Genomic DNA, 22,690 nt, shown 5'->3' with positions numbered 1-22,690 from the left:
TTTGCCATGCTGCACAAACAGACCATCAGCAGAAAAATCTTTGTTGTTTGTAATACGTTGTTGTTGACGTTCATTACCTTGCTCGGAATTATTCCGTTCGTTCACTTGCTCGCGATTTCGCTTAGCACCAATACGGCGGCCATGGCCGGAGAAGTGAAGCTGTGGCCGGTCGGATTTACGTGGGATTCTTATGCTTATCTAGGCGAGAAGGTGGAGTTCTTCCGTTCGTTCTGGGTGTCGATCGAGCGGGTTGTACTTGGCACAGCCGTCAATATGCTGCTTGTATTTATCTCGGCGTATCCGCTGTCCAAGTCGAATGATCAGTTTAAGTTCCGAACGCCGTACGTCTGGTTTTTTGCGATTACGATGTTTTTCGGCGGCGGGCTAATCCCTACGTATATTGTGGTCAAAGAAACCGGATTGATCAATTCCATCTGGGCGCTTATTTTGCCGGGGGCATTAAACGTATGGAACATGGTGCTGATGCTGAATTTCTTCCGATCCATTCCAAGAGAATTGGATGAAGCCGCTACGATAGACGGTGCCGGTCACTTACGGGTGCTGTGGCAAATTTATTTGCCGGTGTCTCTGCCGTCGATCGCAACGATCGGGCTGTTCACCATTGTCGGCCATTGGAACGCCTGGTTCGACGGCATTCTGTATTTGAATTCGCCGGAGAAATATCCGCTCCAAACGTATCTGTCTACGCTGATCATGTCGATCAATGCCCAGATGTCGTCCATGTCGATCGAGCAGCTGGAAATGATGGAGAACCTGAGCGAGAAATCGCTCAAGACCGCGCAAATATTCATGGGCGCCTTGCCGATCATGCTGGTGTATCCGTTCTTGCAAAAATATTTCGTCAAAGGCATGACGGTAGGCAGCGTCAAGGAGTAGCCATAACGCATATTCAAGGGAGAAAGATATCCATGAAGAAAGTAACCGTCGCATTAATTGGAGCGGGATTACGGGGAATCAATTATTTGGATTACGCGCTTCAGCATCCTGACGAGCTGCAGGTCGTTGCCGTTGCGGAGCCGGTTGCCCAGCGAAGGGACAGCTTTAAATCGAAGCATCGGCTGACGGACGACCAATGTTTTGCGAGCTGGGACGAATTTTTTGCCGCTCCCAAGCTTGCGGACGCCGTCCTTATTTGCACGCAGGACCAACAGCATTTCGAACCGACGATGAAGGCGCTTGAGGCGGGGTATCATGTGCTTCTCGAGAAGCCGATGTCGCCCGATGCCAAGGAATGTATCCTCATGGGGGAGAAGGCCTCCCAAGTGGATCGTGTATTCTCGATTTGTCATGTGCTGAGATATACGCATTTCTTCGCTACGATCAAACACCTGCTCGACAGCGGAGCGATCGGCAAGCTGCAGTCCATTACGCATAACGAAAATGTGGGGTATTGGCATCAAGCGCATAGCTTCGTCAGAGGCAATTGGAGCAAGAAGGCGGAATCCAGTCCGATGATTCTGGCCAAGTCCTGCCATGATCTGGACATTCTGCTCTGGTTAGCGGGTTCGGATTGCACGCGGGTATCCTCCTTTGGTTCGCTTTCTCATTTTACATCCAAGCAAGCGCCGGAAGGGGCTCCGCTGCGTTGTTTGGACGGATGCCCGGTATCCGACGAGTGTCTGTATTATGCGCCCAAGCACTATCTAACGGAAGACACGAATTGGCCCACGTCGGCGATAAGCGATGATTTGAGCTATGAAGCCCGCTACAAGGCGCTGCAGGAAGGGCCATATGGCCGATGCGTGTATCATTGCGACAACGATGTCGTCGATCATCAAGTCGTCAACCTCGAATTCGCCAATTCGGTCACCGTCGCCTTCACCATGAGCGCGTTCACCCGAGACGTCAGCCGGACGATCAAGCTAATGGGCAGCAATGGCGAAATTCGCGGCGCGATGGAGAAGAACGAGATTGAGATCATCCGTTTTGGCAGCGACAGCGTGGAACGGATTTCCCTGGAAGATAAGGGAGGCCACGTTGGTCACGGCGGCGGCGACATGGGTCTAATCAAGGATTTCGTGCAACTGGTCAGCGAGGATGGCCGGCGGCAAGGGCTCACCTCGGCGAATCAATCGGTACAAAGTCATCTGATGGCTTTTGCGGCAGAGCAATCCCGAGTAGAAGGCCGTGTGATTGATCTGGCCAGTTATACAGATCGCTTCCGGATATAGAGGTTCATTTCCCGCTCATTGATGAGGTATACTGGTAGAGACAGGAAGTATACCGATCAAGGAGGGAATAGCAGCGTGGGCACAAATAACAAAATCGGCGGCGGGGGCTTTCATCATGTCGCGTTGAGAGCGACTGATTTTGAAGCGACGGTCAAGTTTTATACCGAGGGCTTAGGCTTTGAACTGCGCCAGGCATGGGGCGAAGGCGACAAGCGCATTGTACTGCTGGATACCGGCGACGGTAACTACTTAGAGGTATTCGCAGGCGGCTCCGGCGAGCCCAAGCCGGAGGGGTACTACTTCCACGTCGCGTTCCGCACCGATAACGTGGACGCGGCTGTCGAAGCGGCTGTCGCTGCAGGCGCCGTAGTGACGGTAGCGCCGAAGGATGCCGTGCTGGGGAATACGCCGCCAACACCGGTACGCATTGCTTTTGTTCAAGGACTGAGCGGCGAGATTATCGAGTTTTTCCAGAGCACGGGGGAACACCAACTGTAGACATGCGGGTAAGAAACTACGGCAGCCAATCGGCTGCCGTTTTTTTGCGCCATTCCTCAACGCTCTCGAATGAAGAAGGGGCTTGCAGCACATTGGTAGAATATACAAGGGATTCCTACCTGCTAGGAAGCTGCCTTGTTAGTAGCAATCGACCACTTGCAAGTAATCGCCGTGAGGGGGATTCGTATGAAAGTGCTGCTTGTTGATGATGAAGCCCGCCACCTGAGGGGAATGACCAGTATGATGAAGGCCCTCCGTCCCGACTACGAGGTATTCGTCTCGAAGAATGGCATGGAGGCGCTAGACCTTGTAATAGCGGAGCGTCCTGAAATCGTAATTTCCGATATTCGCATGCCGATGATGGACGGGTTAGCGTTCATGGCGAAGCTTGCCGAATTGAAGGTACGGCCCAAGGTGATCTTTCTGACGGCCTATAACCTATTCGAATATGCGCAGTCCGCGCTTCGTAACGGTGCATTCGATTATTTGCTGAAGCCTGTAGACCGGGGGGCGGTAGATGAAGTGCTCAAGCGAATCGAGGAGCAGCTTGAGCGGGATGCCGTCCAGAGCAGTGGATGGCAAGATGCCGGCCTGCAGCAGATGCTTCGCGGGCAGCATGCTTATCCTGACGAGCAATTCGGGGAGGGGCCATCTTTTATTCACGAGCCAGGGCTTGTTATCATCTCTCGGATTGAGGACTTGCTGGGAAGCCAACAACCGATGAAGCCCGAAGCGTATATCCATGATCTTGAGGAAGCCTTGTCCAAGATCGGAGAGACTCAAGTTTATCCGGAGAAGTCGAATCAAGGAAAAGAAGCGAAGCTCGTTGCTATCGTACGCGTGAACGCCTCCGATGTCGACCGTGATGCGATACGACAGCTGCTCACGGCATTAGCTAGACGGTCAACATACAGACAAACCAAGCTTGTTCATGGGATCGGTACGCATTACAGCAGCCTTCAGGCAGAAGGCCGACATTCTTATCGTGCTGCCAGCCTTGCCATGATGAACGCGTTCTATGAGAAGTGGGACGGGATTGTCTTCGCAGATGAGCGAATCGAGCCCGCAATGAACGTGGCTGAGCTTGATATCGAGACCCTATTCGAAGCTGCGCGAGACCAACAGACGGAGCGTGGATTGACGCTTATTCGCCAATGGTTCGACCAGCTGTCGGGGGAAGGCTGGACGGATCCAATCCTGATCAAAGAACAGGCTTCGCTGCTCGTGATGAAGCTCAAGAGCCGCTGTTACCTGTTCGTCAACAAGGAGACGGCAGAGCGAATGACGGAAGCAGCGGCTAGCGATATTCCCCATAGCGATTCGTATTTTGCCGTTCTTGCGTTGGTGGAGGCACGGTATCTGGAGCTAGGCCAGTCGCTCCAGAGTTTGAAGCGCGGCCGAGGCGAATATATTGCCGAATCCTGTGTTCAGCTCATCCGTGAGCGCTTCATGGAGGATTTGATGCTGGAGACGATCGCCGAGCAGTTCTACTTTAATCCCTCCTATTTTAGTTCGATGTTCAAGACCCACACGGGGAAGACGTTCTCCGAGTTTCTGACCGACACGCGGATGAAGCACGCGAAGGCGCTGTTAGCCGATGCGGCGACCCCGCTGAAAATTTATGATGTCGCCGAACGATGCGGGTATCGCGATACCAAATATTTCTCCCGCGTATTTAAAAGCCACGTCGGCGTATCGCCGGAAGCCTATCGCAACGGCATCCTTGGAAGCGGGAGAGCCTAATGCTGCGCACCCGTCTGCTCGTCAGTTATCTGCTGCTGATTCTTCTTCCCTTGCTTCTGCTTGGAACGTTGTTTTATCGCATGAGTCTTGGCATCGTGACGGATCAGGCGCAAGAGAACTTCTATCAAATCGTCAAGAAGAACAACGAGATCATGGACGTCAAGTTAAGGCAGATCGATCGGATCAGCTCGAACTTGTTTACGGATAAAGAATTATTCGGCATTTTCAATCAGATGAACCCCTCCCGCAAGGAGCAGCTCCTTGAGGCCGACCGCAAAATTAGCGCCATTCTCGCACAACGTTTTGCACAGACCGAGGATTTATTCGCCTATCAAATCTGGACGTCCTATTATAGGTTCGGTCCGCAGAATATGCCGCAAGGGAATCTTACGGAGAGTCCCATCTATAAGGAGGCGAAGCTAGCAGGCGGGAGGCTAGTCTGGAATCCTACGTACGACTTCGCGAAGATGTTTAACCAGCCGTGGCTCAACAAGGCCGCGGATTATGACTATCGTTATTTATTTACGGCCACCAGGCTGCTGAACTTCTCCTATCTCGATAACAGTACGATGGCGAATCTGGATCCAGGCGTCGAGCGGCCTGTTCTGGCCATTAGCATGAAGGCAGACCTATTCCAGCACCTCTTCGAAGATAGCATTCCGGCCGAATCCCAATACTTCGTCGTGAGCGCCGATGGCACATTCGTAGCGCATTCCGAGCAGCGTCTCGTTACGCAGCAAATCCAAGACCAGTGGGTATACGATTTACTTAAGAAGGGGAGCGGGACGCAGCGCATTACGCTCGCGGGCAATAACATGCTCGTTTGTTTCGACAGGTCGGATGTGACCGGGTGGATGTCCGTCGTCATGATACCGCAGCAAGTCCTCGTAGAGAAAATGGTACCGGTCATTTTAACCTCTACCATTACCATTGCCGCCATTCTTGCTTTAGCCGCGGTGACGCTTGCTTATTTCGTATTTAGCCGGATTACGGGTCCAATCAAGCATTTGATGGTTGCTATGCGTTTTGTCGGCGAAGGCGATTTTCACGCCAAAGTAGAAGCCAAGTCCAATGATGAGATCGGCATCCTGATCCAAAAGTTCAATACGATGAATGACAGGATACGCGTGTTAGTCAACGAGAACTATGCCATCCAACTGCGGGAGCAGCAAGCCGAAATTCAAGCCTTAAACTTCCAGATGAACCCGCATTTCCTGTATAACACGCTCAATGTCATGAATTGGGTGGCACTGGAGAACGACCAAGAAGAGTTAAGCAGGATGCTCCTATGTTTGTCCAATATGCTGCACTATACCACGCGCAAGGATTGGGACGCCGTACAGGTAAGGGAAGAGATCCAATGGATGGACAATTACTTCTACCTGATGGACATCCGCTTCGAGAATAAATTCACGGTTCATGTTGACATTGATCCCGCTTTGCACGACGGCAAGGTACCGCGGCTCCTCTTTCAGCCTTTCGTCGAAAATGCCATCATTCACGGCTTCGAGCTTATGGAGAGCGGAGGCATCATTACGATTTCCGGCAGGATCGAAGGCGACGCCCGCCGGTTCACGGTCACGGATAACGGGTGCGGAATGGGCGAGGAGACGATCACGCGAATTCTCTCGGGGGAGACGCCCACCGTTGGTATTGCCAATACGATTGCGCGCATCCGTCATCGCTACGGAGACAACTGCGAAATAAACATTCGTTCTTCGATCGGCCAAGGGACAAGCGTAACCATCAAACTGCCATTCGATACCTAAGATTAGTCCACCAAATCCAAGAATACTGAGTTTTGAAACCGCTTTATATTTGATATATTGATCCCATCATAGACTGCAGCTATGAACCAAAGGGCGAATGAAAGGGGAACGGGACGTGAATCGTTCATGGAAGCGACTGACTTCACTATCCATTGGTCTTGTTGTGTTAGCATCCGGCCTATCCGCATGTTCGACAGATAATACCAACTCAACCTCATCGGGCAATAATAACGCTGCAGAAGCGGGCGGAACGGCAGGAGACGCCGGTTCCAAAGAGCCCATTACATTACGGCTGACCAACTGGGGCAGTCCGAAAGAAATCGAAACCTATCAGAAGGCGATTGACCGATTCGAAGAGACCCATCCGGGCGTGACGGTCAAGTATGAATCTATTCCGACAGACTATGATACGAAGCTAACCACCATGGTTGCCGGTAACCAAGAGCCTGACGTCGCCATGCTGGAATCGGCTACGATCGCCTTCCCGCTTGCCGAGCAGGGCAAGCTTGTGAATTTGCAGACCATGCTCGATAGCGACAGCACCTTTCATGCCGATCAATTGCTTCCGAATACATCGTATCTCACCGAACCTGGCAATATCATCGGTCTTGCTTCGAACATCGAGACGTTCTCCCTCTACTATAACGTCGATTTGTTCAAGGAAGCCGGACTAGAACCGCCGCCTGCCAAAGCGGAGGAGACTTGGACCTGGGATCAATTTGTGGAAACGGCCAAGAAGTTAACGATCGACCAATCCGGCAAAAATGCAACGGATCCCGGCTTCGACCCGAGTAAAATCAGACAATTCGGCGTAAGCGGCGCCAACGGCTGGTGGGGATCTTGGTCCAATTTCATCTACAGTAACGGCGGCGACTTCGTATCGGCGGATGGGAAGACGTTCGCGCTTAACCAACCCGAAGCCGTAGAAGCGCTGCAGAAAGTCGCCGACTTGATCAATGTCCATCATGTGGCTCCATCTCCGGTTCAATCCAAAAATGTACCGGGGACGAATGTGGCCCTTCAGACCCGCAAGGTCGCGATGGTCATTGACGGACAATGGGCGAATTTCGACCTGAGCTCTACGGATGTGAACTACGACGTTGCGCCGCTTCCCGTCCTGAAGGAGCCGGTAACGACCGTTGTGAATGGCATGTTCTCCATATTCAAATCGACGAAGCATCCGCAAGAGTCCTGGGAGCTTGTCAAGGCGCTGCTAGATCCAGAGGGCACGCTGGAGCTCCACCACAAAGGGCTGTGGATGCCCGCCTTGAAGAACTGGTATCAGGACGAGACGCTCATCGCCAAATGGACGGTTGATTCCAAAGGGCGCAAGCCAGGATATAGGGACGCCGTTATTAATATGGCGCTGTCTCACGGTCATCAGACCCCGACAGGTTACGTGAAGAACTTTAATAAGATTATGGATATCGTCAATCCCGCGCTCGATAAGGTATGGCTCGGTCAACAGACGGCTGAACAGGCCATGAATGGCATCGCGGCCAAAGCCCAAGCTCAGGTACAAGGTCGGCGAGATATTCAATAACCCGGCAAGTACTTATCTGACCTGTATGGAAGCGGGCAGCCATTCGCGGCCCGTTTTTCCGTCCGGCAGCCTATAGAGGGAGGGCCCGATGAACGCAAATCTGAAGACGATTCCGCAAGCCCCTGCGCGTGCCGGATTACGGTCCAAGGAACGCAAAGCGCTGCTCTACGGAATCTTGTTTACGCTTCCGGCTACGCTCGGATTTATCCTGTTTACGGCCGGCCCTATGCTGGCGAGTCTTTACTACAGCTTAACGGATTATAATGTGTTTCAGTCCGCGACGCATTTTATTGGCTTCGATCACTACGCCAAGCTTCTGTCGGGCCAAGACGAGCTATTCAATAAATCATTAGGGGTCACCTTTTATTTCGTCGTACTCAAGGTACCCGTCACCATCGTCGTGTCCTTTGCTATCGCGCTGTTACTGAATCGTAATATAAAAGGGCGAGCGCTATTTCGAACAATCGTCTATTTGCCTAGCATCGTCCCGGCCGTGGCCACGTCCATCATCTGGATGTGGCTGCTGAATCCAGACCTGGGGTTAATCAACACGATGCTGCAATGGCTGCATCTACCGACCAGTTCGTGGTTGTTCGCCGAGCAATCCGTCATTCCTTCGATCGTGCTGACCACGATGTGGGGGATCGGCGGTACCGTCGTGATCTTCCTTGCAGGGTTAAGCGGCATTCCGCATCAATATTACGAGGCTATCGAAGTCGATGGCGGCGGCAGTTGGCATAAGCTTATCCATATTACGCTGCCGATGGTAAGCCCAACCTTGTTCTTTAATACGGTCATGACGATCATCGGAGCGTTTCAAGTGTTTAATGAGGCCTATATTCTTACGCAAGGCGGGCCGAACAATGCGAGCCTCTTCTATATCTTCTATTTGTGGCGCACCGCTTTCCGTGATACGAATATGGGATATGCCTCGGCGCTCGCGTGGATTTTGTTCGTCATTATCCTGCTCTTCACCATGCTCGTATTCCGAACCGCCAAGTCCTGGGTTTACTATGAAGGCGAGGGGCGTTCATGAGAACTTCGACCTTGAAGAAGACGGTCGTCTATGTGCTGCTTGCGGTCCTGTCCGCCTTATTTCTTCTTCCCCTCGTGTGGATGGTCCGCAGTTCGCTCATGAGTCTATCGCAAATTTTCGTCATGCCCCCGGTTTGGATTCCCGATCCGGTCAAATGGGATAATTTCTCGAATGCGCTCACGATTCTTCCGTTCAACACGTTTTTTATGAACACGATCATCATCGTTGTGCTCGTCCTGGTCGGCACCGTAACGAGCAGCACGATTTCGGCTTTTGGATTCTCGCGTATTCAGTGGAGGGGACGCAATGGCGTATTCGGCATACTGCTCACCGCGATGATGCTGCCGGGCGCCGTGACCCTGATCCCCACCTTCCTGGGTTGGAAGACGCTGGGGTTCTACGACACCTTTGTACCTTTGATCGCACCAGCCTTTTTCGGCGGAGGCATCTTCAACATCTTTTTGCTTCGCCAATTTTATATGACCATCCCCCGCGACCTGGATGAGGCCGCATTAGTGGACGGCGCTGGATACTTGAAGATCTATTACCATGTGGTGCTGCCGCTGAGCCGATCCGCCATCATCGTCATTTCCTTATTCACGTTCTTAGGCGCTTGGAATGACTTCTTTGGTCCGCTTATCTATTTGAAATCGACCGAGAAATTCACGCTGGCGCTCGGCTTGCAGATGTTCCAGGGGAGCTATACGTCGCAATGGGACTTGCTTATGGCGGCATCGGCGGCAGTAGTGCTCCCGTGTGTGGTGGTGTTTCTGATTGGCCAGCGATACTTCCTGGAGGGCATTTCGTTGACAGGATTGAAGGGTTGAGTTGGAGTGGGTATATAAATTGAACTTACAATCCGAACAAATAAAGTGCTGCGTAAGAGTGATGATCTTCCGATCGCTGTTGTTCACGGATATCTCGAATGAAGGATACAAGGGGGATATCCGTTAACAAAGGCGAACGCTGGCGCTTCTCCAGATTCATCTCTCTTTCTTCGCATTTTGTTCGTTTTACTAGTTCAACTTATATAGTTTTATAATATAGGTTGGCGGAGGCTGACGACCATGGAGAAGAATTTGACCAAACGCGTATTGAACTGGACCCACGTTCCCTTTAACAAGGTAAACGTGAAGGACGATTTCTGGCAGCCGCGGCTCGACGCCTTGAAGAAGGTGACGCTTCCCGCTTGCCTGGCGCAATGCGAGGAGACCGGACGGATATCGAATTTTGCTCGAGCGGGCGGATTAGAATCTGGCCTGCATCAAGGCATGTACTATGATGATTCCGACGTGTATAAAGTACTCGAAGGCGCCGCCTATGCGTTGATGCATGAGCGAGATCCCGAACTGGAGAAGGAGATCGACCGGCTTATCGGACTGATTGCCGCTGCACAGGAGACGGATGGTTATCTGTCGACCTATTACACCTTAACCTCGCCTGAACTCAAGTGGACGGATATGGAGAAGCACGAAATGTATAACGGCGGACATCTCATCGAGGCGGCTGCCGCTTATTATGAAGCGACTGGCAAACGGGAACTGCTGGACGTCGCCTGCAAGCTTGCCGATCATTACCTCTCGATGTTTGGACCAAGCAAGCGCCACTGGGTGGAGGGACACCAGGAAATCGAACTTGCGCTAGTCAAGCTTTACCACGTAACGGGTGAAGCGAAATACTTGTCATTTGCGCATTGGCTATTGGAGGAGCGGGGGCATGGACATGGTTCCGGCGCCATCTGGGACAAAGAAGAGTGGGGGCCGGCTTATTGCCAAGATGATGTACCGGTCAAGGATATCGAGAAGGTAACCGGACATGCGGTGCGCGCCATGTACCTCTATGCGGGAATGGCCGATGTCGCGCGCGCCACGGGCGAAGAGGGATACCTCGATGCTTTGCTCCGCGTCTGGGCGCATACCGTGGAGCGCAATATGTATGTGACGGGAGGGATCGGGCCCTCCCAACATAATGAAGGATTTACGGTCGACTACGACCTCCCCAATGAAACCGCCTATTGCGAGACTTGCGCGTCGATTGGCATGGCGCTTTGGAATCACAGGATGAACCTGCTCTTTGGCGATGCCAAGTATGCCGACATTGTGGAGCAAGAGTTGTACAATGGCGCATTGGCAGGTTTATCCCTGTCCGGCGACAAGTTCTTCTATGTCAATCCGCTCGCTTCCTTAGGGAATCACCATCGGGTGGAATGGTTCCACACCTCATGCTGCCCCACGAATCTAGCCCGCTTCCTGCCATCCATCGGCGGGTATCAATTCGCGGTCGCCGATCAAGGGATTGTATGTAACCAATACTTCGCGGGCATTGCCGAACTTCAGCTGTCCGACGGCTTCTACGTTCAAATCGAGTCTGCCACCGGATACCCGTGGGAGGGGAACATCCACTTGAAGCTCCGTCCGGAACGAGAACGGACCTTCCCGCTGCTGCTTCGAATTCCAGGCTGGTGCCGCGGATTTCAAGTATTCATGAACGGGGAACGTATTCCGCCTAACACGTATAAGCTGGACAAAGGATACCTGGTGCTGGAGCGGAATTGGCAAGAAGGCGATTCTGTGGAGCTTAGACTAGACCAACCCGTTCAGCTGGTCCGAGCAAAAGCGGAGGTGGTAGCCAATCGCGGACGATTCGCCATTCAGCGGGGGCCGATCCTATACTGCTTAGAACAAGCGGATAATCCGCATCTTCAATATGACGATTATGTAGTTCCAGCCGAACTTACCTGCACCCTTGCGCCCGGAAGCGGCATCCTTGAAGGTACAACCTTGTTGCTGGCTCATGATCGCCGGGGGAATACATTCCGACTCATTCCCTACTATGCCTGGGATAACCGGAGCCCTGGGTTCATGCAGGTATGGCTGAAGGAATTAGACGCTAGTGCACTTTATAAGCTTTGACCCCATATCTTGGTCTCTTGGTCGGGGATTAATCTCGTCACTTAGCGCATCGCATTCGTCAATGGTGATGAAGAACACCATGAATAATAAGTAAGGTTCTGGAAAATAGTATACGTGGTTACCTTACAAAGGGAGGCATGGAGATGAACGTGCAACGAGCAAAAGAAATTGAGTCCTCTCCGATCTTGGCTAACATTACATTCAATGGGGTACCTGTATACATTCAGTATGTCGACGAACAGGCTGAAACCGCGAGAATCTATCCCTTGAATGACCCCGAGAAGGAAGAGACCGTTGCCTTACTCAGTTTAACGGAGCATTAAAGGCTACGGATGATTTTCCGTCTAGCGAAAGAAGCGCTGTTCCGCAATGGAAACAGCGCTTTTTCCTATGCTTTACCATTAACCATTGCCTCAAACGCTTTATCATGGAACGGGATTACCGCATAATCATCGAAGATGAAGCGGAGAATCGACGGCAGTCGGCAATAAGAACGACTGCCCTTTTTGCCATTACATAATATGAGAAATATTGGTTAGGCTACAAATACTTGCTCATCAGGAGGTGCCGGAATGTGGCGTCGCGGCAAGCAGCGGACACCGATTCCGCGAGCATCTGGTGCAGGGGGCCAGTCTGTGCATCATGTTCCTGTCGCGGAACGAATCCCGTGGCTGCGCGCACAACTAACGTCGATCTCCGACGCTCGCTTCGTCGTCGTCGAAGACGGTGGAGGGCAGACCTGCACCTTAATCTATTTGGCTACCATTATCGATCATCAGTTTGTCCAACAATTCATCGTATCGAGCGTGAACAGCGCCGATAAAAGCGACGCCGCAGCGTGGAAAGCGCACGTGCAGCGGATGTTGTCCGCATCGGCGTCGGCTACGCAGGATGCGCAGCATGCGCTATCGTCTTTGCTAGCCGGGTGCGTGCTGCTTGTTTTCGAGACGGAAGCGGACATGCTTCTCGTTCCGATTCGGTCGGTCGATAAACGAGCGGCGGCCGAAGCGGAGAACGAGCCCGTCGTGCGAGGGCCGAAGGAAGCGTTCGTCGAGGATTTTCAAACCAATATCGGGTTGATTCGCAAACGGATCAAGCATGCGGGGCTGAAGCTGGAGGAACAGCAATTAGGCAGGTATTCGAACACGAATATTATGCTCGCGTACATCGACGGCATTGCCGATCCGAAAGTCATTGCCGAAATGAAGAAACGGATGTCCTATATCGATATGGACGGCGTATTGGCCAGCAGCTACATCGAAGAGTTTATTGAAGACAATCCCTTGTCCCCGTTCCCGCAGGTCCAATACACGGAACGGCCGGATATTATGGCGGCGGCGCTGCTGGAAGGACGTATCGGCATCGTGGTCGATGGTACACCGATGGCGTTGCTCGTTCCGGTCACGCTGTACATGTTCTTGCAATCCGCCGAAGACTATTACCAGCGCTATTTCGCGGCGACCTGGATCCGATGGATCCGCTACTTATTTTTGATGATCGCGTTTTTCCTGCCGAGCGTGTACATTGCCATTACGACCTTTCATCCCGAAATGATACCGCCGAACTTGCTTCTATCGGTCGCCGCGGCCAGGGAGTCGGTGCCTTTCCCGGCGATCGTGGAAGCGTTCATTATGGAGATTTCTTTCGAGGCGATCCGGGAAGCGGGTCTGCGAATCCCCAAACCGCTCGGCCAGACCGTCTCCATCATCGGGGCGCTGATCATCGGCCAGGCGGCGGTCCAAGCCGGGATCGTCTCCGCTCCGCTGCTTATCGTCGTCTCCATAACGGGTGTCGCATCCTTTCTCATCCCGCATTTTGACTTGGCCCTCTCCATACGCCTGCTCCGTTTTCCCGTCATGATCCTTGCCGGGACGTTGGGTTTGTATGGCATTCTGATCAGCATTTTTGCGATCTATATGCATCTGGTTAACCTGCATTCTTTCGGCACCCCGTATTTGAGTCCGACCGCGCCGATCCGGTTCGGAGACTGGAAGGATGTGCTGGTCCGGGTACCGTGGTGGATGATGAGGAAGCGTCCGAATTTGGGCGAGGGCGGAGCAGGCGAACGGATGCAACCAACGCGGAGATTGAACAAACAAGAGGAACGTGAGTGGTGAGGCGGATGATCGCCATCGGAGACATTGCCAGACGGCTATTGGCTATAGGCGCGCTGATCCTGTTGACAGGCTGCTGGGACAGGATCGAGATTAATGACAGGGCGCTCGTCGCGGCGCTCTACATCGATTACAACGACGACGGCAGCTATGAGGTGTCGCTGGGCTTCCCGCTCCCGAACCGCTTATCTACAGGGATTGGGGCTCCGTCATCCGGCGGAAACAACAATCCGTTCGCGGTCGTGAGCAAAACCGCGCCGAACGTGCCCGAAGCGATTCGGAAAATTCGTTCCGACCTGACCCGCGAAATCAACTGGGGCCATGCCCGGATTATCGTCTTCGGGAGAAGAATGGCCGAACACGGCATCAAGCCGGTGCTTGAGATGGTGTCGCGAGAGCCGACCTTTCATATCAAATCTTATATCATGGTCGCTCCCCGCAAAGCGAAGGACATCACGAACCTGACGCCTGTATTCGAGCGGTTCCCATCCGAAGTGTTGAGGGAGTTCGAGAGCATGCGGCTCATCCCGAGGACAACCGTGAAAGATGCGCTGGAATCGTTCGAATTCGGCGGGGATTTCGTGACCAGTCTGCTTACGATGGGGGAGATCAGTATGCTGAGCGAGCGCGGCAAAGTCAGCCCCTGGGCGGGGACGGACGGCGCCGCCGTCTTCCGCGAGGGGAAAATGGTGGGCAGCTTCGACGTGAAGGAAATGCGCGCAGGGTTGTGGCTGCAAGACGAGATGCAAAGCGCGCTCATTACGATGCGGGCGAAGAAGGACGGCAAGCCGGTCAGCTTCCTTATCTTGCGCTCGAAAGCGACCATCTCCCCTCGACTCGCGGCAGGCAGGCTTTCGTTCACGCTTCGGGTCGAAGCACAGGATGACGTGAATTCGTCGGAATCTTCCGTGGATTTGACCGACCCGGCGCAGATTAAGGCGATGGAGCAGGAACTGTCCGATATCTTGCGGGCACGCCTCGAACGCGCGATCACGCACTCGCAGAAGATGAAGGTGGATGCCTTCGAGCTTGCCAGGCATGTGGAATGGCGGTATCCGCGATACTGGAAGCAGATCGAACCGGATTGGCGCGAGATCTACAGTAAGATGGATGTCCAAGTAGAAGCGAAGGTCGCGATAAAGCGGATGGGTACCGAGAAAAATCCGGTTTGGATAAAACAAGAGAAGTAGGGACTGCCATGTATATCACGCTGCTCACGATCGTATTTGCCGGCATTGCTTATCGAGAGGCGCGCTTCATTCGCAAGCACGGGGTGAAACCGGCGCTGCTGCCGTTCACGGTTATTCTCGTTCTGGCCTTCCTGTACAACATAACGACCATCGTTTATCGGGAGCTGCCGAGTCCCAATGCGTGGATTAAGGCTGTCTTTGCGCCGCTGCAAGCCTGGATCGTATAGGAGGCGGGAAGCTTGAAGAAGATATCGCAGCTGGAGCTGGGGCTGCTGCTTTGTTTGTTCAATTACTCGACGATGGTCGGCTTCTGGATCGGTCCGCTGGCCGGAATCGCCTCTTATAGCGGCTGGGCGGTGCTGCCGATTGCGGCCATCATCGGGTCATCGGCTGCTGGCGTTACCGTGTGGCTGGGGAATCGATTAGACGATCGCATGCCAGGCCATTCGGGAGGTATGCTGCAGACGTTCCTTGCGCTGCTGCTGACGGTTCCCGCCTTCGGCTTCTTCCTGCATCAGGCGGCTTATATTATGAAGGAATTTACCGACTTCATGGCGCAAATGTATTTGCCGACGACGCCGGAGTGGCTGCTCACCGCGCTATTCCTCTATACGGCGGCGATTGCGGTCCGATCGGGCCTCGAGACGATCGTCCGATGCGCGTCAGGATTCTTCTTCGTCGTGTTCATGGCGAGCTTGCTTGCGCCGTTGCTCGTGACGAAGGACGTCAATTTCGACAGGTCGATCGCGCTTGTGACGCACTTTCGATTCGACTCCATGTGGGAAGCCGTCTACAAGACCGCGCCATGGTTCGGCGAATCGTTCTTCGTGCTGTTTTTGCTGCCGCGTATCGATGCTCCGCAGCGAACCTATCGCACGCTGCTTATCGCTTCTATCGGATCGAGTCTGGTCACGGCTTTCTATTACATCTACAGCATGCTGCTGTTCGGTCAGTCGGTCACCGCTCATCTGACATACCCGGTTATGGAGGTGATTCGGTATGTGCGCATCGGCGATTTCCTGGAGAATATGGACCCGCTGATGGAGGCGATTTGGACGGCTAGCATCTTTATCAAGCTATGTACGCTTCTCTATATCGTCACCTTGCTCATGACCCGCATCGTGAAGGTGAAGGACGGCAGACCGTTCAGCTTCGTTACGGCGGCGATCGTGTTCGGAATCGTCAATCAAATGAACGTCAGCACGACGGAATTGAATGATTTCTTCCAGTCGTCGTGGGCCACGTTCGCATGGTTCATCGTATTATCCACGATATTGGTTCTTGCCCTCTATCTTTCGTTTGCGAAAATGAATGCCGCGGCTTACCAAACTCCGAGTGAAGAGGGGGGCTAGTCATGACGGCGGCTTGATAATCGCACCTTGGGGGGACGATAGCTCATACAAGGCAGCAAGGACCAGAAGAAGGTTCGGGCTGTCTTTTATTTTGGCCCGGATCTTCGCCGGTCTATCGAGCTGCATTAGGGTAAATAAGAGGACGACCAACTCGTTGGTCGTCCTCTATTTCTTCTATTGCGCGGTCAGGATCTGTGGACCTTCAGCCGTGATGGCGATCGTATGCTCGTATTGGGCGGCGAGCTTGCGGTCCAGCGTCCGCGCGGTCCAGCCGTCCGCATCGATCGTCATATAGTAGGTCCCCTCGGTGATCATAGGTTCTATCGTGAACACCATGCCTTCCTTGATGCGGAGACCTTTGCCGGGCTTGCCGACATGCATATAGTTCGGTTCCTCGTGCAGGTCACGCCCGATGCCATGCGCAAGAAGATCGCGCACGACGCCGAAGCCGTTCGATTCGGCATGCCGCTGGATCGCGCTCGTCACGTCGCCGAGCCGATTGCCGGGCTGCGCCTGCGCGATGCCCAGGTCAAGGCATTCCTTCGTGACGCGCATCAGCTTCTCGGCCATCGGCGAGATCTTCCCGACAGCATAGCTCCAGGCTGAATCGCCGAGCCAGCCGTCGAGCTCCGCGACGGTGTCGATCGTCACGATATCGCCTTCCTCCAGCGGCTTATCGCTAGGGAAGCCATGCGCGATCACGTCGTTGGGCGAGGCGCAGGTCGCATAGGGATAGCCCTTGTAGCCTTTCGTGTAGGGCTTGGCGCCGTGCTTCAAGATGATGTCCTCGAAGATGCGCTCAATCTCGTTCGTCGTGATGCCCGGTTGGATGAGCGGGGCGATCGTGCGATGGCATTCGGCCACCACTTGGCATGCCTTGCGGATGGCTTCGATTTCATGCTTGCTTTTTAAGATGACCATGTTCGTATCAAGACCCCTTCGTCATGGCTTGCATCGCGAGCTGGGCGATTCGGTCGACATCCAGCTCGGAAGCGCCCGCGTAGTATTGCAGCCCGCAGCAGCCGACCAGCACGGCAAGCAGCAGGTCGATGCTGTCGTCTTCGCATTGGGCGATCGATTGGAGCGGAACGTACAGTCTTTCCTTGAATCGTCTCTGGGCGGCGTGCCGATCCTTCTCGGGTAAGCCCGCATAATGCTCTGCCGCCATCTTGTAGACGAGATAAGCGCGGGCGTCCGACTGCCACAGCCGAAGCAGCGTCTTGCAATACATCAATAGCTGCTTGTTATCGGGGCTGCCCCTGCGGATGTTCGCCCATTCTGCCAGCGATTGCTCGCATCGCTCGAAGCCGCTGTCCAGCACATCTTCTATCAATAAATGCCGGTTGGGATAATAATGGTACACCGTGCCGTAACCGAGCTCAGCCTCGCGAGCGACGTCGCGAATATCAAAGCTTGCGCCCGTTCGGAAATAGGTACGTGCGGAGGCGTCCAGGATCTGTTCTCTGCGCTGGATGCGGATGCGTTCATTTTGTTCTTTGGTGCGAGGGCACATGGACGCGTGAACCTTCTTTCTATAGACCTGCAAATTTGTCGATGTAAAAACTATAACGCATGGGGCGGGGATATGCAAATTATGGCTGCGCGTAACTTGTGGATGGCCTTACAACCGCAACGGCGTTAGCATTGGAAACCATGCCAAAAGGCAGAGTTGTTAGACTCTGCCTTTCCCCAACTTAGACCTTATTCTTCCCGATTAAAACCGTCAAACTAACTAAAGTGACGAATAGGGTAGCGCCCATATCGGATAGGATCGCGAACCAAAGGGTAAGCCAGCCTGGGATGGTGAGCAGCAAGGCAATGATTTTTAACCCGAGAGAGAATAGGATGTTAAATCGAATGATCGTATTGACTCTCTTCGCCACGGATACTGCTTCTGGGAGCTTACCAAGGTGATCTTGCATCAGCACAATATCAGCAGTCTCGATGGCGCTGTCGGTACCCTTGCCCATTGCAATTCCTAGTTGGGCTGTAGCCAGAGCCGGCGCATCATTGATGCCATCGCCGATCATGGCCACCGTTCCTTGTTGACCCAGCTCCCGAATTTTGCTCACTTTATCCTCAGGCAGCAGATTGCCATAGAAGCTGCTAACACCAACGAGCGAGGCGACTTTCTCTGCGGTTTTCTGGTGGTCGCCCGTTAACATCACCGTACGCCGTATACCGGCGCGATGCAATTGAGCGATGACCGCTTTGCTTTCCTCGCGTATTTCGTCTGCAATTCCGAACATGCCGAGTATCCGTTCCTGATCGGCGACTACTACAAGGGTCAGTCCTTCCGCTTTTAAAGCATCGATCTGAGCGCGTACTTCTGCAGGTATTCTCAAATGTGCCATACGCCTCTCATTGCCGAGCCAGTACTGCCGTCCTTCCACTTGCGCAACGATTCCTTGCCCCGATACCGTCTGCATCTCGTCCGGAGAGGTCGTCTCCACGTTCTCATCCGCTACTTTCTTCATGATCGCTCTAGCCAAAGGGTGGGAGGAGGACTTCTCAATCGAGCCTGCTACTCTCAAAAACCGTTCCGGATCATAAACGACCATTTGTTCGACGTGCGGCTCGCCTTTGGTAAGCGTCCCGGTTTTATCAAATGCGAGCGTATCGATTTTACCTAATTGCTCCAAGAACACGCCGCCTTTAACCAGAATCCCATTGCGAGCATTGCGTGTAATGCCGGACACAATCGCGATCGGCGAGGAGAGAATAAGCGCGCAAGGGCAGCCTACAATAAGAACGGCCAGCCCTTGATATACCCATTTGCTCCATTCTCCTCCGAGTAGAAGGGGGGGAACCACGATCACGAGAGCGGCGATTATCATAATGATCGGCGTATAGTAACGGGCAAATTTATTAATAAAAAGCTCGGTAGGCGTTTTGGTTTCTTGGGCTTCTTCGACGAGATGAAGAATGCGAGCTAAGGAAGAATCCTGATACGCCTTTTCGATACGAATTTGGAGTACGCCTTCATTGTTAATGCTGCCGCCAAATACGGGCGCTCCGATTTCTTTCTCCACAGGCAACGATTCGCCGGTGATTGCAGCTTCATTCACGGAGCTTTTGCCTTCTTCGACAACGCCGTCGGAAGGGATTTTCTCGCCCGATTTGACCACAACGAGATCGCCAGCCTTTAACGAAGCGATTGGCACGACGGTATCTATCCCGTTCTTCAGAAGCACGGCTTCTTTGGGTGCTACCTTGAGCAGCGTCTCCATGGATCGGCGCGCTTTCTCCATGCCGAGACCCTCTAGAAGCTCATTGAGCCCGAATAGCAGGGCTACTAGGGTGGCTTCTTTCCATTCGCCTATGGCTACGGCTCCGGTGAGTGCGATAGTCATGAGCGTATCGATCGTAAAGCGAAGGGCAAGCAAGTTCTTTAAACCCCGGAGAAATGTGGAATAGCCGCTTAACACGATCGTAACGAGATACAGGCCAGTCAAAACAGCCTCATTCACGCTATCTCCAGCAAACACCGCTGCCAAATAGAGAATGGCAGAGACAATAAGCAGCTTGATCATCTTCGAATTCCCATGTTCATGACTATGCCCATGCGCGTGGCTATGGTCGCCAGAATCGTATTCATGATCATGAGCATGTGAATGATTGTCATGACGGTGTCCATCGCTATGATCCGAGCGGGCGATTTGCGCTTGATTCCAATCAATATAGGCATTATCGGATTTAAGAATCTGCTCGACTTGCGTTAAAGACACACGCGAATCCAATTTCAGTTTCCCGGTATTATAGCTGAGTGTAGCGGTTTCTCCATGTTCGAGTTCTTTAATTTGGTGTTCTAATCCCAGCGCGCAATTGCCGCACGAGAGCCCTTTAACCCTATACTCGTTCATCCCTCATCCTTCTTTCACTAACATATGAGTATTTGTTCATATGATAAAGCGGAGAGGCTGGAAAGTCAAACCCAATTAAGCGGATACTTTCAATTGATGAATACTTGTTCATTCGTTATTGTGTTATATTATGAGGCGAATGATTGATACGTCACAGCTATTGAATGGGGGGATATTAATCATGTTACAGCTAATGATCTATCTAATTGCCATACTTGCTGCCGCCGCTATTCTAGGCATTGGGATATCCAAATCCTTAAGGAAGCCATCGAACGATATCGATTCGAATCAAAGTGGAGAACAGTGAGGCAAACTTATAATTCACCAGCCAAATGTGTTATAATTACGAAAAACATTGTTGTGGTTGGTGGAAAAGTGACGGAGAAAAATGTGCAGGATGCCTGTGACACGACGTGTGACGGGACGGAAGTAAATGTGCACTTGGTAAAAGAGAAATTAATGGGTGACCGGGCTGCCAGCGAGATGGCGGATCTGTTTAAGACTCTCGGAGATCCAACACGCGTAAAAATCATTCATGCTTTGTCTCAGTGCGAGCTATGCGTCCATGATTTAACGGAAGTGCTTGAGATGGGACAGTCGGCAATATCGCATCAACTTCGCTTCTTACGCAATTTGAGGATTGTGAAGAGGAGAAAAGAAGGAAAGACGGTCTTCTACTCTTTGGATGATGAGCATGTACAAGAAGTATTTCTGCAAACCTTAGAACATCTACGCCACAGCTGATCATGGAGAGGGGCCGCATATGCGGTCCTTTTTTTTACAGTCATGTGACCTACTATATGAATTGTCATGTCCTAGATTAGCGGCTACAATGAAAGAAGAACGACCAGGAAAGCAGGTGGCAGTAAATTGAGCAAATCGATCCTAAATAACCTCGAGAAGAACGCTCAAATTCTCGTCAAAAGCCGCAAGGATTTAATGAAATATTCGAAAGACGAAGTCATGATTAAAGGCCAGATCGAACTAGAAGCCGAAGGATTCACCAAACCTTTACTATATAAAAGCATCTCTGAACTCAAACGAATCTCGGTTCCGCTCATTACGCGGTATACGGAGATCGCGCTGAAGGACAATCAGAACGAAGAAGTAACCGAAGAAATCCAGCTGCTGCAGCATCAAATCTTGATTTTGGAGAAAGCCATTCAAATCAAGCAAAAACAAAATCGGCAGCTCAGCCACAATATGGAGCGAAATTTTATCGATCACCCTTTCATTTCGTCGAGCAGCCCGAATGAAGAGACGTTGAAGAAGCAGCGAAAGAAAGACGGGAGCTTAGAGGTACATAAAACGGGGTTCCGTAACATGTATTACAACAACAGCAATGGCAGTCTGCTGCTTCCGACAGACGCACGCAACATGCTCGGGGTATTCAAGCTGTGGGAGCAGAAGGGGAAAAATCAAAGCTTTGAATTTTCGTTCAATGAACTGCTGAAATGCGTCCAGGTGGAGGCGATCGGCGGCGAGTATAATAACCTGTTCGATAGCTTGTCCAATCTTGGCCAAACTTCGATCGTCATGGAAGAGTTCTTCGATGCGGAAGCCAAAAAACGGATGAGAACGAAAATTCATAACCCGTTTCAAGATATGGAAATCGACAGGACGACGAACACGGTGTCCGTTACGCTCAGTAATAACCTCCATAAGAACTTGCTGATCGGGAACGTGGTGCCGATTAGCATCTCGCTGTTTAATGATTTGGCTTCGCCGACTTCGCGAGCGCTGTACTTGATCTTGGTCAATAAGGCGAAAGATGGCGAGCTCATGCTGGACGTCGAGCAGCTGCTTCCTCACCTTGGGCTTCATTCGAGCGAGAAGTCCAAAGCCTACTCGCATATGCAGCGCGCCTTTGAAGAATTGCAATCCTTCGACGTCATTCAAAGTTTCGATATTGTGAGGAAAGAGCGGCGCATACCGGTTCAAGTCCGATTCATTCCCAGCGATTGGCTATTGCAAGCGGATTCGATGGACAATCAGCTTCAATTCAACACGCCTACCTTACTAGGGTAGCGCGTGTTTTTTTGTTTTAAAGCCAAAACTCCTCTCTAGTACGTCCTTAAACTCCCCTGTAGTACGTGTTTCTCTCGTTCTTCAAAAATTTTCTTCTAAAAGTAGACTCCCCTAGAGTACGTGTCCAAAATCCCCTCTAGTACGAAACTCCTCTGAAGTACGTCCCAAGAATCCTTTAAAGTACGAAACTCCTCTGAAGTACGTCTCAAAACTCCTCTGAAGTACGTCAATAAACTCCCCTGAAGTACGAAACTCCTCTGAAGTACGTGCAACAACTCCCCTGAAGTACGAAACTCCCCTGAAGTACGTCCCAAAACTCCCCTAAAGATACGTGTCAAAACTCCCCTGAAGTACGTTTGACCATATCCTTGTCGCAATGGTATTGTCGAAACTAGGAGATTTATGTAAAGCTCCGGAAGCAAAGCGAGATGGCTAGCTCCGTCTTGCGGC

The 22,690-nt window shown here is 52.2% G+C and carries 19 protein-coding genes; 16 read left to right on the top strand and 3 right to left on the bottom strand.

The features are described from left to right. Positions 1–6: 6 nt before the first annotated feature. From ACFFSY_RS18725 to ACFFSY_RS18660, 14 genes are all read left to right on the top strand, one after another. Positions 7–897, top strand: a complete 891-nt coding sequence (locus tag ACFFSY_RS18725) for a carbohydrate ABC transporter permease (protein ID WP_377496806.1) — start codon at positions 7–9, stop codon at positions 895–897. Positions 898–929: 32 nt separating this feature from the next. Continuing rightward, positions 930–2,192: a Gfo/Idh/MocA family protein gene (locus ACFFSY_RS18720; protein ID WP_377496804.1), complete on the top strand. Its 1,263-nt coding sequence runs from the start codon at positions 930–932 to the stop codon at positions 2,190–2,192. Positions 2,193–2,267: 75 nt separating this feature from the next. After that, on the top strand, positions 2,268–2,690 hold the full coding sequence (locus tag ACFFSY_RS18715; protein WP_377496802.1) for a VOC family protein: 423 nt from the start codon (positions 2,268–2,270) through the stop codon (positions 2,688–2,690). 186 nt (positions 2,691–2,876) lie between these two features. Beyond that, entirely contained in the window at positions 2,877–4,433 is a 1,557-nt protein-coding gene (locus ACFFSY_RS18710) for a response regulator (RefSeq protein ID WP_377496800.1), read from the top strand. Then, complete coding sequence (locus ACFFSY_RS18705) at positions 4,433–6,202, top strand: sensor histidine kinase (protein ID WP_377496799.1); 1,770 nt, start codon at positions 4,433–4,435, stop codon at positions 6,200–6,202. The genes ACFFSY_RS18710 and ACFFSY_RS18705 overlap by 1 nt, the downstream gene beginning before the upstream one ends. A 115-nt stretch (positions 6,203–6,317) precedes the next feature. Further along, entirely contained in the window at positions 6,318–7,745 is a 1,428-nt protein-coding gene (locus ACFFSY_RS18700; RefSeq protein WP_377496797.1) for an ABC transporter substrate-binding protein, read from the top strand. A gap of 88 nt (positions 7,746–7,833) precedes the next feature. Next, positions 7,834–8,781 carry a carbohydrate ABC transporter permease gene (locus ACFFSY_RS18695; RefSeq protein ID WP_377496795.1) on the top strand — a complete coding sequence of 316 codons (948 nt, stop codon included), beginning with the start codon at positions 7,834–7,836 and terminating at the stop codon, positions 8,779–8,781. Then, positions 8,778–9,608 (top strand): carbohydrate ABC transporter permease, encoded by an 831-nt coding sequence (locus tag ACFFSY_RS18690; protein ID WP_377496793.1) that lies wholly within the window; start codon positions 8,778–8,780, stop codon positions 9,606–9,608. Before ACFFSY_RS18695 ends, ACFFSY_RS18690 begins: the two co-directional genes overlap by 4 nt. Before the next feature lie 240 nt (positions 9,609–9,848). Beyond that, entirely contained in the window at positions 9,849–11,693 is a 1,845-nt protein-coding gene (locus ACFFSY_RS18685; protein ID WP_377496790.1) for a glycoside hydrolase family 127 protein, read from the top strand. A 143-nt stretch (positions 11,694–11,836) separates the two neighbouring features. Further along, positions 11,837–12,016: an H-type small acid-soluble spore protein gene (locus ACFFSY_RS18680; RefSeq protein ID WP_377496788.1), complete on the top strand. Its 180-nt coding sequence runs from the start codon at positions 11,837–11,839 to the stop codon at positions 12,014–12,016. Positions 12,017–12,328: 312 nt separating this feature from the next. Then, positions 12,329–13,810, top strand: a complete 1,482-nt coding sequence (locus ACFFSY_RS18675; protein ID WP_377496786.1) for a spore germination protein — start codon at positions 12,329–12,331, stop codon at positions 13,808–13,810. Further along, the gene (locus ACFFSY_RS18670) at positions 13,804–14,997 is read left to right on the top strand and encodes a Ger(x)C family spore germination protein (RefSeq protein WP_377496784.1); all 1,194 of its coding nucleotides are present in this window, start codon (positions 13,804–13,806) and stop codon (positions 14,995–14,997) included. Before ACFFSY_RS18675 ends, ACFFSY_RS18670 begins: the two co-directional genes overlap by 7 nt. 8 nt (positions 14,998–15,005) lie before the next feature. Continuing rightward, positions 15,006–15,224 (top strand): hypothetical protein, encoded by a 219-nt coding sequence (locus tag ACFFSY_RS18665; protein ID WP_377496783.1) that lies wholly within the window; start codon positions 15,006–15,008, stop codon positions 15,222–15,224. Positions 15,225–15,236: 12 nt separating this feature from the next. Continuing rightward, the gene (locus tag ACFFSY_RS18660; RefSeq protein ID WP_377496781.1) at positions 15,237–16,349 is read left to right on the top strand and encodes a GerAB/ArcD/ProY family transporter; all 1,113 of its coding nucleotides are present in this window, start codon (positions 15,237–15,239) and stop codon (positions 16,347–16,349) included. A gap of 174 nt (positions 16,350–16,523) precedes the next feature. Here the strand turns inward: ACFFSY_RS18660 and map are convergent, their stop codons facing one another. The 3 genes from map to ACFFSY_RS18645 all read right to left on the bottom strand — a co-directional run bounded on the left by map (position 16,524) and on the right by ACFFSY_RS18645 (position 20,212). Next, positions 16,524–17,270 carry a type I methionyl aminopeptidase gene (map, locus tag ACFFSY_RS18655; RefSeq protein WP_377496779.1) on the bottom strand — a complete coding sequence of 249 codons (747 nt, stop codon included), beginning with the start codon at positions 17,268–17,270 and terminating at the stop codon, positions 16,524–16,526. Positions 17,271–17,277: 7 nt separating this feature from the next. Next, on the bottom strand, positions 17,278–17,862 hold the full coding sequence (locus tag ACFFSY_RS18650; protein WP_377496777.1) for a TetR/AcrR family transcriptional regulator: 585 nt from the start codon (positions 17,860–17,862) through the stop codon (positions 17,278–17,280). Positions 17,863–18,043: 181 nt separating this feature from the next. Then, positions 18,044–20,212, bottom strand: coding sequence for a heavy metal translocating P-type ATPase (locus ACFFSY_RS18645; RefSeq protein ID WP_377496775.1), 2,169 nt, complete (start codon positions 20,210–20,212; stop codon positions 18,044–18,046). Positions 20,213–20,647: 435 nt separating this feature from the next. Here ACFFSY_RS18645 and ACFFSY_RS18640 point away from each other — a divergent pair, with 435 nt between their 5' ends. Then, positions 20,648–20,956, top strand: coding sequence for an ArsR/SmtB family transcription factor (locus tag ACFFSY_RS18640; RefSeq protein ID WP_377496865.1), 309 nt, complete (start codon positions 20,648–20,650; stop codon positions 20,954–20,956). Between the two features lie 126 nt (positions 20,957–21,082). Then, the gene (locus tag ACFFSY_RS18635) at positions 21,083–22,240 is read left to right on the top strand and encodes a replication initiator protein A (RefSeq protein WP_377496773.1); all 1,158 of its coding nucleotides are present in this window, start codon (positions 21,083–21,085) and stop codon (positions 22,238–22,240) included. The last annotated feature ends 450 nt before the right edge of the window (positions 22,241–22,690 follow it).

Source organism: Paenibacillus aurantiacus (assembly GCF_042431225.1).
GTDB classification, from domain to species: domain Bacteria; phylum Bacillota; class Bacilli; order Paenibacillales; family Paenibacillaceae; genus Paenibacillus_Z; species Paenibacillus_Z aurantiacus.
Note: the sequence above shows the minus strand (reverse complement) of the source record. Positions and strands in the feature narration are given on the sequence as shown.